The organism is Streptomyces sp. NPDC054887 (assembly GCF_053610585.1).
Genome location: NZ_JBSGYQ010000042.1, coordinates 1 through 16615 on the forward strand (window position 1 = coordinate 1; position 16615 = coordinate 16615).

At 73.5% G+C, this 16615-nt stretch carries 15 protein-coding genes; 3 read left to right on the forward strand and 12 right to left on the reverse strand.

Translation table 11 applies throughout. From position 1 onward, the window contains the following. Positions 1 to 91: 91 nt before the first annotated feature. The 10 genes from tpg to ACWGH0_RS22980 form a co-directional block, all read right to left on the reverse strand. On the reverse strand, positions 92 to 652 hold the full coding sequence (gene tpg, locus ACWGH0_RS22935; RefSeq protein ID WP_453406065.1) for a telomere-protecting terminal protein Tpg: 561 nt from the start codon (positions 650 to 652) through the stop codon (positions 92 to 94). A 41-nt stretch (positions 653 to 693) separates the two neighbouring features. Beyond that, positions 694 to 3057, reverse strand: a complete 2364-nt coding sequence (tap, locus tag ACWGH0_RS22940; RefSeq protein WP_453406066.1) for a telomere-associated protein Tap — start codon at positions 3055 to 3057, stop codon at positions 694 to 696. 69 nt (positions 3058 to 3126) lie between these two features. Beyond that, a complete protein-coding gene (locus ACWGH0_RS22945; RefSeq protein ID WP_453406067.1) occupies positions 3127 to 3489 on the reverse strand; it encodes a hypothetical protein in 363 nt (120 codons plus the stop codon). Between the two features lie 121 nt (positions 3490 to 3610). Then, a complete protein-coding gene (locus ACWGH0_RS22950) occupies positions 3611 to 4501 on the reverse strand; it encodes a DUF6397 family protein (RefSeq protein WP_453406068.1) in 891 nt (296 codons plus the stop codon). A 108-nt stretch (positions 4502 to 4609) separates the two neighbouring features. Continuing rightward, on the reverse strand, positions 4610 to 5023 hold the full coding sequence (locus tag ACWGH0_RS22955) for a roadblock/LC7 domain-containing protein (protein ID WP_453406069.1): 414 nt from the start codon (positions 5021 to 5023) through the stop codon (positions 4610 to 4612). 134 nt (positions 5024 to 5157) lie between these two features. Next, complete coding sequence (locus tag ACWGH0_RS22960) at positions 5158 to 5763, reverse strand: GTP-binding protein (RefSeq protein WP_453406070.1); 606 nt, start codon at positions 5761 to 5763, stop codon at positions 5158 to 5160. Positions 5764 to 5871: 108 nt separating this feature from the next. Beyond that, positions 5872 to 6285, reverse strand: coding sequence for a DUF742 domain-containing protein (locus ACWGH0_RS22965; RefSeq protein WP_453406071.1), 414 nt, complete (start codon positions 6283 to 6285; stop codon positions 5872 to 5874). Positions 6286 to 6315: 30 nt separating this feature from the next. Next, a complete protein-coding gene (locus ACWGH0_RS22970) occupies positions 6316 to 6756 on the reverse strand; it encodes a roadblock/LC7 domain-containing protein (RefSeq protein ID WP_453406072.1) in 441 nt (146 codons plus the stop codon). After that, a complete protein-coding gene (locus ACWGH0_RS22975) occupies positions 6753 to 9305 on the reverse strand; it encodes a sensor histidine kinase (RefSeq protein WP_453406073.1) in 2553 nt (850 codons plus the stop codon). The genes ACWGH0_RS22970 and ACWGH0_RS22975 overlap by 4 nt, the downstream gene beginning before the upstream one ends. A gap of 62 nt (positions 9306 to 9367) precedes the next feature. Further along, positions 9368 to 10141, reverse strand: coding sequence for an MHYT domain-containing protein (locus tag ACWGH0_RS22980; protein ID WP_453406074.1), 774 nt, complete (start codon positions 10139 to 10141; stop codon positions 9368 to 9370). 167 nt (positions 10142 to 10308) lie between these two features. On the opposite strand from ACWGH0_RS22980, the gene ACWGH0_RS22985 reads away from it, so the two are divergent. Further along, the gene (locus ACWGH0_RS22985; RefSeq protein ID WP_453406075.1) at positions 10309 to 10920 is read left to right on the forward strand and encodes a class I SAM-dependent methyltransferase; all 612 of its coding nucleotides are present in this window, start codon (positions 10309 to 10311) and stop codon (positions 10918 to 10920) included. Between the two features lie 30 nt (positions 10921 to 10950). Here the strand turns inward: ACWGH0_RS22985 and ACWGH0_RS22990 are convergent, their stop codons facing one another. Beyond that, positions 10951 to 11847: an oxygenase MpaB family protein gene (locus ACWGH0_RS22990; RefSeq protein WP_453406076.1), complete on the reverse strand. Its 897-nt coding sequence runs from the start codon at positions 11845 to 11847 to the stop codon at positions 10951 to 10953. A gap of 98 nt (positions 11848 to 11945) precedes the next feature. Here ACWGH0_RS22990 and ACWGH0_RS22995 point away from each other — a divergent pair, with 98 nt between their 5' ends. Next, positions 11946 to 12266 carry a hypothetical protein gene (locus tag ACWGH0_RS22995; RefSeq protein WP_453406077.1) on the forward strand — a complete coding sequence of 107 codons (321 nt, stop codon included), beginning with the start codon at positions 11946 to 11948 and terminating at the stop codon, positions 12264 to 12266. 82 nt (positions 12267 to 12348) lie between these two features. Then, positions 12349 to 13158, forward strand: coding sequence for a hypothetical protein (locus ACWGH0_RS23000; protein ID WP_453406078.1), 810 nt, complete (start codon positions 12349 to 12351; stop codon positions 13156 to 13158). Positions 13159 to 13177: 19 nt separating this feature from the next. On the opposite strand, the gene ACWGH0_RS23005 is transcribed toward ACWGH0_RS23000, so the two are convergent. After that, positions 13178 to 16579, reverse strand: coding sequence for a hypothetical protein (locus tag ACWGH0_RS23005; RefSeq protein ID WP_453406079.1), 3402 nt, complete (start codon positions 16577 to 16579; stop codon positions 13178 to 13180). Positions 16580 to 16615 lie beyond the last annotated feature (36 nt).

The following is a 16615-nucleotide window of genomic DNA, read 5'->3' on the forward strand; positions in this document are numbered from 1 at the left end:
CTTCATCAGACACGCAGACTTCAACGGCACGAGGACCCGGCGACATTGCAACAGGATACAAACTTAGCCCTTGGATTTCAGGCGCATGACACTAGCGGTAGTCGAACTCGACGTAGTCGATGTCGTTCAGCTCGACCTGGAGACCGGCCGCCCGGCGCCCGCGGTCCTTGAAGTACTCCTCCTGAAGGCCCTCGGCGGCGATGCGCTGGAGTTGCTGTTCGCTCGCGCCCGCCGCCTGCGCGTCGAAGAGGCGGCCCGCGTAGGCCGGCGGCAGGTGCTGGGTGATCAGTCGCAGCCGGCTGTCGTCCGTGCTGCCGGGCGCCGCGGTGAAGCCGAAGCGGGCGCGGGTCTCGATCACGATGCCGGTGGTGCTCGCGGCCTGCTGCTTCGCCCGCAGACGGACCCGGGGCTGCCAGTTCTTCGCCACCTCGGCGACCAGGCGGTCGGCGAGGTCCTTGCGAGGCCGCTTGAACTGGCCGGTGAGATAGCGCTCCACCGTGCGCTGCGAGGTGCCCAACCGCTCGGCCACGGCCTTGGTGGAGCCCTTCTCGTGCTTCACCAGGAAGCGCATCTGCGCCTGGGCGGACTTCGGCAGAGGCCGGGTGAACGTGTTCGTCTCCGCCTTCTCGAGGCTGTCGCCCAGGATGCCCATCGCTGACCCCTACTCCCCTTTTCGCCTGTTCGTCTGCTCGCTCATTCGCCGTCGGCGGACGCGTCGCCGCCCTTGATGTGCCGGGCGGGATTGTGGCCCTGATCGAGCATCTGCACCGCCCACATCATCGGCCGGCTGCCCTCGCACTTGACCATGCCGGGTGAAACGCCGAGCCGGAACCCGCCGGGCAGCGGCTTGTCGTCGGGTGTGCGCGGCAGGAAGTCCAGCGGCGAGGGGCCGTCGGACAGGTACACGGCACAGTCGGAGAGAACCGCGATCGGGAAGAGCCCGACCCCCGCGAGCTTCAGCATCTTGCGGTGCATGTTGATCCGGGCTGCGGAGATGACGGCGGCACGGATGTCGGGACGCCACGTCGGGCGTTCCAGCGCCGGCCAGCGTTCGCCGGGCCGGTATCCGATGCCCTGGGGGCGTTCGCGGAGCTTGCCGATGCCGCCCTTCACCGTGGCCTTGACGGCGGACAGTACGGCGGCCTCCTGGGCGTCGACCTGCTTGTGCTCGTCCATCGCCTTGAGGAAGTCGGCCTCGCGCATGCCGGCCACGACGCCGAGCCGCTCCATGGTGGCCATGTACGCGTCGCGCAGCCGCGTGTACCAGCCGTCCAGGTACGCGGCGTTCCGCGGCCGGACGTACGCCTCCGCCGGCCGCACCTCGTACCCGAGCTCCACCGCGTAGGCCACGGTCGGCGTCGCGTACCACGCCGGGCCGGCGGGCCGTTCTCCGTGCGGCGTGAACGGGCTGGGCAGGCGCGGGTCGATGTCGATGTGCGACAGGTCGACGAGCCAGCTGCCGGGCAGCTTCGGGTCGAACGCCGGGTTGTGGAAGTGTTCCGCGGGGCCGATGCCCACGTTCAGCCGGTTCGCGGCGGCGGCGAACGCCATGTTGACGTCGATGCCGACCGCGTAGGGCCTCGCGCACTCCTCGTCGGTGAGCAGCTCCGGGTCGCGGATCCACTCGTACGCCTCCTCGTCGAGGACCTCGGCAGGGGTACGCCGGTGGCCACGCGGACAGAGGGCCGCCACGACGGGGTGTTCGTCCGGGGCTTCCGGTGGCGCGGGGTCCACCGGGGCGGTGAGCGCACCGGGGTTGGGGCCGGACGACCAGGCACCGGTCGTCGCGTCCTTGACGGCGCGGGTGGGCGGGCGCAGCGCCGTCATCAACTCCAGACCGGAGACGGCGCAGGAGCCGCGCGGGGTGATGACTCTGGTGGCGTACGCCCCCAGAACATGGGCCAGGTCCGCCGCCGGAAGGTTCGCGGCGTCGCCCCAGGCCCGGGGATCGAGCGCACCCCAGGGCACGATCGCGAACTGGACGCACTGGCGCCGTCCCGCCTGCGCGGGGCGGTAGACCCTGGCCCACGGCCCGAAGCCGCGCTTGGTCGTCTGCCAGTGGGCCCGCGCGATCTGCTGGTTGACCGGGTGATCGGCGGGCAGGCGCAGGCCCCGCCGGTCTTCCAGCTCGGCCGGCAGGCCGAGCCGCTCGGCGGCCGCCGCGGTGACGACGACCAGCGGGTCGGCGTCCTTGCCGTTGCGGTTCAGCCGGGGCGCTCCGAGACGCGCCTCCGTGAGGGCCCAGTCGACGAGGGCCGGGATGGTCGTCGCGGGGCAGTCGAGCACGAGTCCGCCCACGCAGTACGCCGCCCCGTCACCGTCCAGCACCGCCAGTGGGCCGTGGGCGAAAGCGGGATCGACCGCCGCCTGTGCGGCAGCGGGCTCACGCGCGGGCCTCACCGCCGAGGGGCGACGCGACACCGGTGTGCCCGCCGTCATATGGGCGGGGGGTGACGCGGAGCCGCCGCGCCGCGGCGGAGCCGCGCCCGCCCGCTCCGCCGCGACGGAAGCAGCCGGGCCGGCCCGGTCGGCCGGAGCGGGCTGGACCTGCTGAGCGGGGCCAGCAGGATGGACGGTCGACGTGGACGGCACCGGCCGGGTCGGCGCGGCAAGCGGTGCGGCATCGGTGACCGACGCCGGCGGAGCGGGCCGGGTGGAAGGGGCGCCCTGGACGGGCTGCACGGGCCCAGTGGTATCGGTGCGACCAGTGCTCCGCATAGCACCGGTGCTCTGCGCGGGCTGCGGCTCCTGGGTCGCCGCACTCGCCCGTGGCGCCGACACAGCGGGAGCGGTCGGGGGTGGCGGCACGGCTGCCAGTTGGGTGGCGATGCCTTCGAGCAGCTTCGCGTAGGCGGCTCGGGTGGCCCCCTGCGGTTCGCTGCGGCCGGCCTCCCACCCCGCCACGGTGGTCCTGGTGACCTCCAGCGCGGCGGCGATCTCCGTCTGAGTGAGGCCGTAGTCGGTGCGGAGCCTGGCGCGCTCGGCCGGCTCGGGAAGCTGAGTCCGGCGCGGCCCGGCCTTCAGGAGGGCGTCGACGGGGTCGGGCTTGTTCGCCATACGGCGCTCGCTCCTTCGGTGTCGGGCGTATCGGGCGGTGTGTGTCGGGTTGGTGGGGGTCAGCCGGGATCAGGATGAGTCGATGCCGGCCGCGGCGGTGAGGTGCGGTGCGGCGTCGAGAAATTCGCGCAGGTGCCGACCCGTGAGGATACGGGCGGGATTGCGCCCGGGGGGCAGGGGAAGCCGGTGCCCCAGGGCCCACTGGAACCGAGCGGCGGGGGCCAGGTCGAACACGTACTTGCCGCCCGCGGTGTCGTCCGGCTCCGACCCGACGATCCGGAAGGCGCCCACGCACACCCCGCCGTCGACGAAGGCCAGCAGGAAGTCTCCGTGCTTGCCGACCGTCTGCGAGGAGAAGCGCCACCACCGGGCCGCCCCCTCTGCAACGGTCTGACCCTTGCGAAGCGACTGCCGCACGTCTACCGCGAGCATTCGTCCCTGACCCCGTCCACTACCTGTTCACCGCTCGGAGACGATCTTAGCCGTAACGACTACTTTTATCGGCCGATAAAAGCCCGCGTCTCCTCTGCGGTCGAACGCACGGCGGCGGCGGTCAGACGCCCAAGGGCTCCCAGACCCGGCGGCGCAGCCAGGCACGCAGCCCCTTGGACGTTTCCGGGTCCGGGGGCGGTGGAGGGAGCGGGCGGCTCGTCTCGGGGCGTGGTGCGCCGCGGTGCTCGCGCGCCTCGTCCATGAGCAGCGCGAGGCTCACCCGCTGCCAGAGGACCTCGTCCGGGGTGTCGGCCCGCAGCAACCGGTCCATGGCCTCACGGGCGGAGGGTGATTCGCCGTGGCGCTCCACAAGCCCGGGCCGGAGCTTGTGGAGGTAGGCGCGCTCGTAGGGGTCCTCGACGACCTCGGCGAGCTGGGCGGGGTCCAGGACGGAACTGGTGATCGCCGCCTGCTCCCAGGGGTCTTCCGTCCGGCGCGTCAGCAGGCTCATGCGCCGGCTGCGCCAGTTGCGGGCGCGACGGTCCGCCCCCGCGTCCAGTACGTCCCGCATCTTCTGCGGTGACCTGCCGGTGAGCAGTGAGGGGTGTCCGTCGGCGAACTCCCGCAGTTCTTCGGCGAGGTACAGCCAGACGACGGCCCGGTAGCGATGCAGGTAAAACTTCACGGGCGTGATGTACCCGGCGCGGGCCAGCCTGCCGAACCGCGCGGGGCTGGTGCCCATCAACTGCGCGCCCTCGGTGGTCCCCACGGTCCGCACGCGCTCACGCAGCGTTTCCAGCGTCGGGTCCGCCGTCCGGAGCCTGTCGATCTCCGCGCGGGCGACCCTGCGGTGACTGCCGTCGCTCTCCACCGAGGTACGGACGTGCCCCAGCAGGACGGCCAGGTCGAACTCGCCTCGCTTCAGGCCCAGTTCCTGGACGGCCCGCGACACGGGCAGGGGCTTCGCCGTCTGCGTGACCACGGCGGTTCGGTGTGCTGCCTGTACGGTCATGATCGTCTCCCCGTGAGAACCGAGTACTCTCGGTGACGACCGTAGCCTGGATCGGTTGCGTCCCGCCCGGCCTGTGGAAAACTCCCCGGCCGGGCGAGAACGCGCAGGTCAGAAGTCGCTTTCGGCACTCAGTCCCGGCTGCCTCGCGGCGACGCCGAGGTGTTCGCCGACGCGGTTCACCAGCAGGGTCATCTCGTACGCGATCTGCCCGATGTCGGCTTCGGCGGCGCTGAGCACGCACAGGCAGCTGCCGTCGCCGGCCGCCGTGACGAACAGGACCCCCTCGTCGAACTCGACCATGGTCTGGCGGACCTTGCCGGCCCGGAAGTGCCGGCCCGAACCCTTCGCGAGACTGTGCAGACCCGACGACACGGCTGCCAGGTGTTCGGCGTCCTCCCGCGCCAGGCCGGTGCTGGCCCCGGTCACCAGACCGTCGTTGGACAGCACCAACGCGTGCCGCACGTGCTCCACCCGCTGGGTCAGGTCGTCCAGCAGCCAGTCGAGTCCCTTGTCCATGGCCATGTTTGGGCCTCCCCGTTCATTCGTTCCCCGTTGCCCTGGTCGTCGACCAGCCTTACCCACTGTCGTCGCCGCGGCAAGCACGTGTTCCCACCGGTACGCGTGGGGCGGGTGGGGTGCCGGGCGACGAGGGCGGTTCAGCCGACCGTGTCGAGCAGCCGGGCGGTGTGCATCCTTCCCGCGTACTCGACGAGACGTACGAGGACCTCCTTGCCCGAATCGCGGTCCCTCGCGTCGCACAGCACCACCGGTGTCCCACGGTCCAGGTCGAGTGCGCGCGAGACGTCGTGGGCACCGTAGGCCCGTGAGCCCGCGAAGCAGTTGACCGCCACGACGAAGGGAATGTGGCGGTGCTCGAAGTAGTCCACGGCGGGGAAGCAGTCCTCCAGGCGACGGGTGTCCGCCAGCACGACGGCGCCCAGGGCACCTTGGGACAGCTCGTCCCACAGGAACCAGAACCGGTCCTGCCCAGGTGTCCCGAAGAGGTACAGCGACAGGCCGGACCGGATGGTGATGCGGCCGAAGTCCATGGCGACGGTCGTGGTGGTCTTCCGGTCGACGCCTCCGGTGTCGTCCACCGTACGGCCGGCCTGGCTGAGCTGTTCCTCGGTGCGCAGCGGCCGGATCTCGCTGACGGCGCCGACGAGGGTGGTCTTGCCGACCCCGAAGCCGCCGGCGACCAGGATCTTCAACGCGAGGGAGGCCGTCTGACCGGCCGTGTCGTCGGAGTGCTCGGAGCCCATCGTTCACTTCTCTCAGGAGAGCTGTCAGCATCGGTACGTCCCCCTTCGCGCCGAATCGCTCGGCCGTACGGGGGAATTGGAGGGTCGGAAGGGTCGCGGGAGTCGTCCTCAGAGGGCTCGCAGGCCCTCGATGACCTCCTTCAGAATTCGTTCGTCGGGCAGTTGGGCGGGAGGCACCGGCCGGCTGACCCGCACGTAGCCGGACTCGAGCAGGTCACCGAGGAGTACGCGGACCACGCCGACCGGCAGGTCGGCGCCGGCCGACAGTTCGGCCACGGACTGGGTCTCCAGGCGGCACAGCGCGACCAGGGCGCGGTGTTCGGGGCCGAGCAGTGATTCCTCGGAGCTGTCCGGCGCGTCGTCGGCGAGGTCGACGAGCGCGATGAAGTCGAACCGCGCGCCGCCGGGGCCCGGTTCGGTCCTGCCGCCGGTCATCGCGTACGGGCGCACCAGGGGGCCCGCCTCGGCGTCGTACCAGTGGCTTCCCCGGAGGGTGGGATCGGTGCCTGCGTCCTCGGTCATGTGCGTGCCGCCTTCTGTGCGGTCGTACGGTCAGCCCGCGGCCGGCGGCTGCGCTGCGAACCGGGGCGGCGTGTACAGGTGCTCACCGACGCGCTTGACCAGCCGCGCCATCTCGTAGGCGATGAGGCCGATGTCGGCGGCGGCGGAGCTCAGCACGGCGAGGCAGGACCCGTCACCGGCCGCCGCGACGAACAGCAGGCCGTCGTCCATCTCCACCAGCGTCTGGCGCACGTCGCCGACCCGGAAGTGACGGCCGGCCCCTTTGGCGAGGCTGTGGAAGCCGGACGCCACGGCCGCCAGGTGTTCGGCGTCCTCGCGGTTCAGGGCGCTCGACGCGCCCACGGCCAAGCCGTCGTTCGACAGCACCACCGCGTGCCGCACTTCGCTCACCCTGGTCACCAGGTCGTCCAGCAGCCAGTCGAGTTCGCCGGAGCCGTGGGAGGTGCGGGTCGTCCGTTCGTGCTCGATCACTTCGGATCTCCATCTCTGCCGCGGTTCCATCCGCTGCGGTAGGCCGTCATGCGGTCCCTCGCCTGTTCCGGGGTGCGTCCCTTCCCGGCGTCGTCGTGGGAGGTGTCCGAGGACGGCGGGTCGGGCGGTGCGGGTGCCGCACGCAGTTGCGGGACGAGGTTCGCCTGGCGGACCCTTCTCGGGAGCCCGCTTTCGTCGTTCCCGGGACCGACGAAAGCGTCGTTCCCGGGAACGTCCGCTCGGGGCGTGCGGCTGTGCGGCCGCAGCGCGGTGACTCCGGCGGGCGGGCGTGCGGGTTCCGGCGGCGGCTGTACGGCGAGCGCCGGGCGCGCCGAGTGCCCGGCGGGGGCGGCCGCGTGCGCACGTGCGGGGCCACCGCGCGGAGCGGGAGCCGGCCCGAACCGGGGCTCGTTCTCGTCCCTCGCCGGTTCGTCGTCCCGCCGCCGTGCGCGGGCGGCCGCCGGCTGCGTGTCCTGCGACTGCGTCGCGGTGCTCTGGAGCAGCGCGACGGGCAGCAGGACGACTGCCGTCGTTCCGCCGTAGGGCGAGGTGCGCAGGTGCACCTTGATGCCGTGCCGGGAGGCGAGCCTGCTGACGACGAAGAGGCCGAGCCGGTCGCTGTCGAAGAGGTCGAGCGCCTCGGACTGCTCGATCCTGCGGTTCGCCTCGGACAGGGACTGCGGGCCCATGCCGAGTCCGCGGTCCTCGATCTCCAGGGCGTAGCCGTTTGCGACGGGTTCTCCGGTGACGCGCACCTTGGTGTGCGGCGGCGAGAACTGGGCGGCGTTCTCGACGAGTTCGGCCAGGAGGTGTGTCAGGTCGGCCACGGCGGTGCCCGCAACGGCGGCCTCGGGCAGGTGGCGCACCTCCACGCGCGCGTAGTCCTCGATCTCGGACACGGCGGCGCGTACGACGTTGGTGAGCGGTACGGGCATGCGCCAGGCGCGGCCGGGGGCGGCTCCGGACAGGATGATCAGGCTTTCCGCGTGCCGGCGCATGCGGGTGGTGAGGTGGTCGAGGCGGAACAGGTCGCCGAGTTCCCCCGGGTCGTCGGCGCGGCGTTCCATGCTGTCGAGCAGGTTGAGCTGGCGGTGCACGAGGACCTGGCTGCGCCGGGCGAGGTGGACGAAGACGCCCGATACGCCGCTGGCGAGTTCGGCGCGTTCCACGGCGGCGCCGACGGCGGCGCGGTGCACGGTGGCGAGCGCTTCGCCGACCTGGCCGATCTCGTCGTCCGGGGGCGGCCCCTGAGGGGCTTCCGCCTGGATGTCGATCTCTTCCCCGGCACGGAGCCTGTCCATGGCGTGCGGGAGTTTGCGCCGGGCGATCTCCAGGGCGCTGTTGCGCAGGCTGACGAGTTCGACGACGAGCCGGCGGCCGATGCGTACGGAGATGACGAGGGAGGCCGCCACGGCCACGAGCCCGAGGAGTACGGCTGCCCCGGACGGTGTGAGCGCGCCGCCGGCGAGGGGGCCGGCGGGGCCTGTGGGACTTCTTTCGGCCCGCGCCCCGATGTCGCGTGCCGAGCGCCGGACGGCGGAGTGGGCGGCGTCCCAGGACGCGGCGGGGACGGCTTGTGCGGCCTTCCGGCCTGGCGGCGCGGCGATCACTTCGTCCTCGGCGGCGAGTACGTCGCCGTACGCGCTCTCGCGGGTGAGTGCGCGCCAGGCTTCGCGCGCCGCGGCGGGCAGGTCCGCGACGGCCGACTCGGTGAGGGCTCTGCGGGTCGCCGCCGCTCCGGCGAACTGGCGGTGGCGGCGCGTCTCGAAGCTCCGGGTGAGCTGCGCGGAGGAGAGCAGGGCGTCCTCCCGGGCGAGCATCTCGCCGGCCCGCGCGAACTCGAGCCGTACACGTGCGTCGGAGCCGAGCCGCGCGTCCTGGACGCCGGTGAGGGCCCCCGCGACGCCGAACGCGTCCTGGATGGCCCGTGTGTACTGCGCGTAGGTTCCGTCCCAGTCCGCCCCGCCGTCCAGGACCCGGGTGCGCAGAGTGCTCAGCCGTTCCGTGCCGGACACGAACGTGCCCAGTCTGGAGGCCACCCGACCGGGGAGGTCCGCGCCGTCGGCGACGGTGTGCGTGTCGTCGAGCCGCAGGGCCTCCACCGCCCTATCGGTACGTTTCGCCTGCTGCCGCAGGGCTGCGGCGCGGTCGTCGTCCGGCGACGCGAGGTGGCGGAGCGCGGCCCGGCGTTCCGCCTGGAGTTCCGCCACGGTGGTCGCGACGGGGACACGGATCTCCTCGTCGACACGTTGCAGCCGCTGGAGCCCGGCGACGTCCTGCGCCGTCGTGACGGTGGCGAAGGCCCAGAGAGCGAGCAGGGAGACGACGGGCACCATCAGCAGCGAGACGATCTTCGCCCGCACCGTTCTGGGGCGCAGTCGCCACCGTTCCCGGGAAGCGTCGGCGGGACGTGCCCGCGTACGGGTGTGGCCCCCGGCCGCTCGGGAGTTCTCGTCGGCGGGCGGGCCGGCGTGCGCCCGCCGTCCACGCGCGGAGGGCGCGGACCGGGGTGGTGTGTCGGCGCCCGGGGTCCTGCGGGGTCTGCGCATGGCCTCCTCGTTCCGGGATACGGGGTCGTGCTGGGTGGGTGCTGCGGGGGCGCCGGAGCGTTCTAGGGAACGGCCGTTTCGGTCAGCCGCTCGGCGGAGGCGTAGGCGGCGCGCTCACGCGCCGTGGGCGACAGCGCCACGAAGGCCGCGGTGAGGAAGAGGTAGGACCCGAGACCCACGGCCAGGGGAAAGATGAACTGCATGGCCGTGGCGCCGGGAAGGGCGTCGCCCGAGGGGCTGACCCGGACGCTGACGGCGGCCATGCCCGTGTAGTGCATGCTGCTGACGGCCGCTCCCATGACGAGCGAGGCGACGGCGACCGCGACCGGCGACTTGATGTTCAGGGCCGCCCACAGAGCCGCGGTCGAGGCGACGACCGCGATGACGACGGACAGGCCGACGGTCAGCGGGTCGTAGGAGACGGACCCGTGGAGGCGCAGTGCGGCCATGCCGAGGTAGTGCATGCTCGCCACGCCGAGGCCGGTGGTGACGCCGCCGAGGATCAGCGCCCTGCCGCGGTCGCGGCCGTACCCGACGGCGAACACTCCGACGCCGACGACGAGCATCGCGACGACCAGGCTGAGGACGGTCAGCGGAACGTGGTAGTGGATCTCGGTGCCGGCGACGCCGAACCCCAGCATGGCGACGAAGTGCATCGTCCAGATACCGGTGCCGAGGGCGGAGGCGGCGGTGATCAGCCAGTTGCGGCGGGAGCGTCCGCCCGCTTCCAGCGCGCGGACGGTGCAGCGCAGGGCGAGGGCGGCGCCGATGACGGCCATCGCGTACGACAGCGCGGGTGTCAGCCAGCCGAAGGTGGCGTGGTCCAGGTGTCCCATGGCTCAGGGACGCTAGCCCCGACGGGGGCGTACATCGGGAGCGCATTTCGAAAGCTGCCCGAATATGACAGAGATACATTGCCGAACGATCGGCCTGAGCTCGAACATGCGCGCCGGATCTGCGGTGCGGTCAGCGGAGGCCGGGGCACCTGGGGGACGATGTGCGTATGGCCAACGACCTGACGCACGACGACCCCACGCACGTACAGGAGTTCTTCACGGCCCGCGCCGCGGACTGGGACTCCCGTTTCCCCGACGACGGACCGGCGTACGCCGCCGCGGTGGCCGATCTGGGGCTGCGGCGCGGCGACGCCGTGCTCGACGCGGGCTGCGGCACGGGCCGCGCCCTGCCGTACCTGCGCGAGGCCGTGGGGCCCGGAGGCGCGGTGCTGGGCGCCGATCTCACACCGGCCATGCTCCGGGCGGCCGTGGACGCGGGCCGGGACCGTGCCGCGCGGCTGATCGTGGCCGACGTCGCCCGGCTGCCCGTACGGACGGGCTCCCTGGACGCCGTTTTCGCGGCCGGCCTGATCTCGCACCTCGCGCGGCCGGCGGAGGACCTGCGCGAACTGGCCAGAGTGGTGCGCACCGGCGGCCTGCTGGCCCTGTTCCATCCGGTCGGCCGGGCGGCGCTCGCGGCGCGTCACGGCCGCAGGATCACCCCCGACGATCTGAGGGCCGAGCCGAACCTGCGGAAGCTTCTGGCGGGCGCCGGGTGGCGGATGACGTCGTACACCGACGAGGACGACAGGTACCTGGCGCTCGCGGTCCGGGACTGAGCCGGGAGTCCCGCCGCCCGCGCCCGGTCGTCAGTCGGCGGCCGGGCGCGCGGTGTGCGGGATCGGACAGCCACCCACGCGCGGCGGCGGGAACGTCCCCAGCTCCGCGACCGTGTAGCCGTTCGGGTAACCCTTGATCTCCGGGTTCTGCCGGGCGTAGTGGGGCCTGGTGCGCGGCGGGAGCAGGCGCACGGCACGGGCGCGCAGCCGCAGGGCGCTCCTGACGGCCGCACGGGCGGCCGGCGACGGGGTGTCGTAGCGGAAGGCCCTCAGGAGGGCGTCGTCGAGCAGGGCGAGGCTGGCGCCGCGCACCAGCGGCGCGAGGGGGCGCGGATACCAGGAGGCCATGAGCGCCAGGGTCGCGTCGGAGACCTCGCGCGCCCCCTCGTCCCAGCCGAAGTGCTCCGCCTCGTACGTGTCGAGACAGCGCTCGAACTCCTCGAAGGACTGCGGGATGTCCCTGATGCCCATGTGCCGGCCGAGCGTGCGGTAGTACGCGGCGGCGGCCCGCAGCTCGTGGTCGGACAGCCGTCGCCACCCGTAGGAGTCGATCCAGCGCTTCGGCATGACGACGAACGTGCACAGGACGTAGCGCATGTCGTCGTCGCTGATGTCGTAGCCGCGGTGCATCTGGTTGATGCGCCGGATCGCGGTGCGGCCCTCGTCGGCGTCGAAGCCGTGCTCCACGACGGTGTCCAGGAGCAGCGCGGTGTCGTCGTAGCGCTTCTGGGAACGGTCGGTGAGCTCGGCCGTCCGGGCGAGCAGCCGGCCGATCGCGGGAACCGCGTAGGTGCGGTACAGGGCCAGTTCCAGGGCGCGGGTGTAATCCCAGGGGAACTCGTACGTCGCGGTGAGCCGGTAGATCGTCAGGAAGTCCTTGTCCGGATCGAGGTGCTGGATCTCCTTCAGCCGGTCGTAGCGCTTCAACGCACCGTCCCCCTTCTGTCGCCCGGCCTTCAACTCTACGTTGGAAGACGACACATGGAGGATCCGTGCACCAATCAGCCAGGGGGAAGGCGGTCCACATGTTCGACACCGCGAAGGACACACTCCGCAGGCTCTTCGGGCGGCGTACGGGCGGTGCGGCCGGCGGCACGGCCGGTACGCCCCGGGCGCACCCGCCAACGCGTCAGCACAACCTCTTCGAGGCCGCCGCGGTGTACGTCGCCGCGTGCGCGCAGGACGACGACCGCCGCAGCGAGGAGGCGGCCGGCTGGGTGTCGCCGGAGGCGCTCTCCTTCGGTGTGAACGAACTCGCCTGCCGGGCGGTGACCGCAATCGCGCGAGAGCGCGGCGAGTCGCCGCAGAGCGTGGCCCGTGCCCTGCTCGGCCTGCCGGCGGCCTGATCCGCTCGTTACCTCGCCGCCCTCGACGACGGGGTTACTCACTGGTTAGGGTGCGCCGACGACCGATCCGAAGGAGGGCGCCGTGACCGGGCCGGACACCGACACCGCCGAGAGTGCCGAGGACGCGCTGTTCGTGCTGACCGCGGTGCTGCTGACGCCCGCGCAGTTCCCCAGCGTCCTCGGTGACGACTATCCGCAGGCCTGCGCGGCGCTCGGTCTCGAGCCGTACGCCGACGGGTACGGACTGGTCCTCGGGCAGGACGGCACGGGCGCGCGGTGGACCGTGGTGATCGACGACGTGTCGCTGGTGGCGGTCGCCATCGCGTCCTGGGACTGCGGCATGGAGTACGACCTGTCGCCCGACGAGCGCTCGGTCGTCGCGGGGCTGCCCGGCTGGCCGCTGCACCTCGCGGTGGCCGCCCCCGGCATCCCGGCCCCGCACGACCCCGCACCCGAGGAGGGGGTCGACGGCGGCAGCGGGCCGGCTCTGCTCTCGCCGCCCGACACCGACACCTGGGGAGCTGCCCAGCGGCGGCTCGGCGCCGACGAGATCGCCCTCCAGTGGGCGGCCTGGCGGGAGCAGATCGACGACGGCGAGATGTCCCCCGGCCCCGGTGACGCGCCGCACCCGGGTGTGCGGCGCGTGATCGAGGAGCTGCACGGCTACGTGGCGGCCCCGCCGCCGCCCGGCCGGGTGCGCTCGACGTTCGCGTCCGGCGAGGCGCGCACGCTGCGGGCCGACGGTCCCGGCTGGTCCGTGGTGGCCAGGACCGACGACATCGCCTTCGTGCTGCTGGACGACGAGCCGGGCGAGGTGCTGCCGGTGGGGCGCGGCCCCGAGCTGCCCGGCCTGCTGGCCGCTCTCGACCGGATCGCCGTACGACCCGCCTGACGGCGGCCGTCCCTCTCGCTCAGCGCGTGTTCCCGGGATCGGCGAGGAGCGCCTCCAGGGACGTGTCGGTGTCCGGGTGCTCGCGCAGGGCCGCAAGTTCGCCGGGCCATGGGTCGCGCCACCGGGTGGCACGCCCCGCGGCGCACACCAGGGCAAGAGCGAGCCTTCCGGCCGCTCCCGTGCCGTGCCCGCGCAGCAGGCGCGACGCGGCGAGTGCCGCCTCCACCACGCTGTCGCCCGTTTCGAGGTGGAAGGAGCCGGCCAAGGAGAGCCGTTCGGGCCGTTCCCCGATCAGCTCCAGCAGCCGCTCCCAGCGTGCGGGCTCCGTCTCTCCCCGGCGTACGGCCCCCAGAGCCGCCTCCAGGGCGAGTCCGACCGCCTGACGGAGCAGCCCCGCCTCTTCGAGGGCGTCGACCGCCGCGTCGGTCACGGCCCCGCGGCCCGCGTGCTGCTGCCTGCCGAGTTGTTCGGCGAGGGCGTCCAGGCGGCGCAGTGCGCCGGCCCGCGGCTCCGTGTCGTTCGAGCGCGCCCTCGGCAGTAGGGTGCGGAACACGGCCGCGATGACGGGCAGCGCACGCGGGTCGGCGGACACGTGCACGAGCTGCCGCGCCGCCTCGTGCCACACCTCCCTTGTCCTGGCCGGGTCGACGAAGAGCTCCGCGAGGAGGCGGACGGCGTCCATGGGCCCCTCGGTGCCCTCCGGCCCCAGCCGGGTGGTCAGGGCGCGGCAGACGGCCACCAGCGTGTCGTCGTCGCCGTCCTTGAGCAGGCCGGTCAGGAAGGCGGTGTAGGCGGCCCGGTCCCCCCGGGACGGCCCGGGAGCCCGCGACCCGAGTACGGCTTCTCTGACCGCCGGGGTGCGCATGTGCGACGACAGCCGCTCGGCGATGCCGGCTCGGCCGATCGCGCTCAGCAGGAACGGGGCGACGACGACCCGTACGTCCCGGTGCTGGGCCGGTTCGTCCCAGGCCGCGACGAGCGCGTCGGCAGCGGCCGTCCCGCTGAGCGACCCGAGCACTCTGGCCGCCTCCTTCCTGGTGCCGACGGAGTGGGCCGGGTTCCGCAGGAGAGCCGCCAGCAGGCCGACGGCCGCACCGTCCGGTACGGCGTCGAGGAGGCGGCGTACGGCTGCCATGGCGGCGCGTCCGCGGACGCCGCCCGTGCCCGCGTGCCGGAGCACCGTTGCCAGCAGGTCCGCCGTGACGGCACCTGTGGCGCCGTGCGCGTCGAGACGGCCGAGCGCTCCGATCGCGGCCGCCGCGACGGGCTGGGGCGCGCTCTCGGCCAGGGCGGTGAGCTCGTCGGGGTCCGTCACGAGCGCCGCGGCGTCGGTCCGCTCCCGCAACGGGGCCCGCGCGTCGGCGGCGACCGCCGCGAGGTGCGCCGACCACTCACGGCGCTGACGCGGCAGCCAGCGGCCGGTGTCGCCGGGCCGCACCGGGGGCGCCCAGGGTGTGGCCCGCGGCCTCAGACGCCCGCGCAGGCCGTCGCGCGCGGCGGCTGCCAGGACGTCGTCGAGCAGGTCGGTGCGGCGGGTGGCGAGCGTACGCAGCACCTGCGGGACCGCCGCGAAGGACGGGTCGAGGCGTACGAGTTCCGCACAGCGGCGTTCCCGTGTCGCCGCGGGCCCGGTCCACACCGCCGCCGCGCGGGAAGCGACATCGGGGTCGAAGTGCTGTTCCGCGGTACGGCGCATCAGCGCTTCCAGGGCGGGGAGTTCCGGCAAGTGCGGGGCGAGCAGTTCGCCGATGGCGGTGAGCGTTGCCGGGTCCGGCTCTTCCCCGGCGGCCAGGGAGGACCAGACGGAGCGCGCCGTACGGGCGTCGACGCGCAGGGGTTCGCGCGGTCCCTTCCTTCGCGTATCGGCGATCACCTCGCACAGCAGCCGGGCGGCGAAGGCCGCCCTGGGCCCGTCGCCGCGCGCTCCGGCGCTGTGCGCGGTGCGGCGCAGCCACCTCTCGGCGGCGGCGAGGGTGGCAGCGGTGGAGTCGCGCGACTGGACGGCGGTCATGACCCCGTCGCGCAGCACGTGTTCCCCGACGGCCGCGAGCAGATGCGGCGGCGCCTCGGCCAGCCGGGCGAGAACGGACCGGCGCACGTCGTTCTGGTCGTGCCACGCACGGGCGCAGGACGCCGCGATCCGGGCGTACTCCTGCGGGTCGCCGTCGAATTCCGCGGCGGCGAGCAGTGCGGGCCAGGCCGTCAGCCGTACGTGCAGCCGGTGGTCCGCGGCCTGCTCGCGCAGGACCGGCTCGGCGAAGGCTAGCGGCAACCCGGCGGCCGCCCTGCGGAAGGACCAGCCATTGTGCCGCAGCCGATCGATCAAGGGGGCGAGGGCGGCGGTTCTGTCCTCGGGCCGCAGAGCGGCGACGGCGGCCAGATGGGACGCCGTCGTGCGGCGCCCGAGTTCGCCGCGTGTGCGCTCCTCGACGGCCCGGCGCCGCGCGTCGTCCGGCAGCAGTTGGAGCAGCGCGTCGGGCGCCACCGGAACCGGTCCCCACCCGCGGCGCCCGAGCGGTGCGGCCCGGCACAGCCGCACGAGCTCCGCCAGCTCCCCGGGCGGCAGCGCCCGTACGGCCCGCCGGACGGAAGGCGGCAGCGGTCCCGGCGTGAACTTCAGTACGTACGGTTCGCCGCCGGGTACGGGGGGTGCGGTCCGCAGGATGCGCAGCACCCGGGACGGGTGGCGCAGGAGTGCCACCGCCGCCCGTTCCGTGATCAGGCCGGGGGTCCTGCGCAGCAGCATCAGCCCGGCGCGGGCGTCGCGTTCGGCCACCGCGGTGGCGAGGGTCCGGTGCATCGCCGCGTCTCGTCGGCGCTCCTGGCCGCTGTGGGCGTCGTGCGCGTCGGCGAGCCAGGCGGCGACGGCCCCGGGGGCCGTGCGGGCCAGTGAGTTGAGCACTCCGGCCGGCGGTTCCACGGCCCGGAGCCACAGAGCCGCCGTCCGGGGGGAGCACGCGGGCAGCAGCAGGGCCGCGTCCCGGGGGCCGTGGCGCTCGTGGACGCGCCGCACCAGGGTGTCGGCGAGCGCGGTGCGGCGCCCTGCCCGCAGGACGCGGTACGTGTCGTGGCGCACGGCGCCGGTCTCGTGCAGGGCGAGAGCGGTGAGCGCCTGTTCGTGGAGCGGCAGGCGGACGGCGGCGGAGAGCGCGCGCCGGCGCAGGAGCGGATCCGCGAGGGCCGCGGAGACCGTGTCGATGTCCCGGCGTGCCACGGCGAGGAAGAGCGCCGTATGGCGTTCCCCGGGGTCGCCTGCGTCGAGGGCGGCGTGGAGTGCGGCGTAGGCGTCCGGGGTGAGCGCTCTGCCGTACGGGGCGAGTGCGGCTCTTCGCGCCGGGAAGGGCAGGGGGTCGAAATGGGCTCTCAGCCATCCGGGGGTCGGCGGCCGGGGCTCGGCGTGCGGGGCTTCGTACGGGGCCATCAGCGATCACCGAAGGATCGCGTGGCCTCCCTTCCG

Excerpts from the sequence above, each read along its gene's own strand:
- ACWGH0_RS22945 (WP_453406067.1), bottom strand. The coding sequence starts at position 3,489 with ATGCTCGCGGTAGACGTGCGGCAGTCGCTTCGCAAGGGTCAGACCGTT.
- ACWGH0_RS22980 (WP_453406074.1), bottom strand. The coding sequence starts at position 10,141 with ATGGGACACCTGGACCACGCCACCTTCGGCTGGCTGACACCCGCGCTG.
- ACWGH0_RS22985 (WP_453406075.1), top strand. The coding sequence starts at position 10,309 with ATGGCCAACGACCTGACGCACGACGACCCCACGCACGTACAGGAGTTC.
- ACWGH0_RS22950 (WP_453406068.1), bottom strand. The coding sequence starts at position 4,501 with ATGACCGTACAGGCAGCACACCGAACCGCCGTGGTCACGCAGACGGCG.
- ACWGH0_RS22955 (WP_453406069.1), bottom strand. The coding sequence starts at position 5,023 with ATGGCCATGGACAAGGGACTCGACTGGCTGCTGGACGACCTGACCCAG.
- ACWGH0_RS22995 (WP_453406077.1), top strand. The coding sequence starts at position 11,946 with ATGTTCGACACCGCGAAGGACACACTCCGCAGGCTCTTCGGGCGGCGT.
- tap (WP_453406066.1), bottom strand. The coding sequence starts at position 3,057 with ATGGCGAACAAGCCCGACCCCGTCGACGCCCTCCTGAAGGCCGGGCCG.
- ACWGH0_RS22965 (WP_453406071.1), bottom strand. The coding sequence starts at position 6,285 with ATGACCGAGGACGCAGGCACCGATCCCACCCTCCGGGGAAGCCACTGG.
- tpg (WP_453406065.1), bottom strand. The coding sequence starts at position 652 with ATGGGCATCCTGGGCGACAGCCTCGAGAAGGCGGAGACGAACACGTTC.
- ACWGH0_RS22960 (WP_453406070.1), bottom strand. The coding sequence starts at position 5,763 with ATGGGCTCCGAGCACTCCGACGACACGGCCGGTCAGACGGCCTCCCTC.
- ACWGH0_RS22975 (WP_453406073.1), bottom strand. The coding sequence starts at position 9,305 with ATGCGCAGACCCCGCAGGACCCCGGGCGCCGACACACCACCCCGGTCC.
- ACWGH0_RS23005 (WP_453406079.1), bottom strand. The coding sequence starts at position 16,579 with ATGGCCCCGTACGAAGCCCCGCACGCCGAGCCCCGGCCGCCGACCCCC.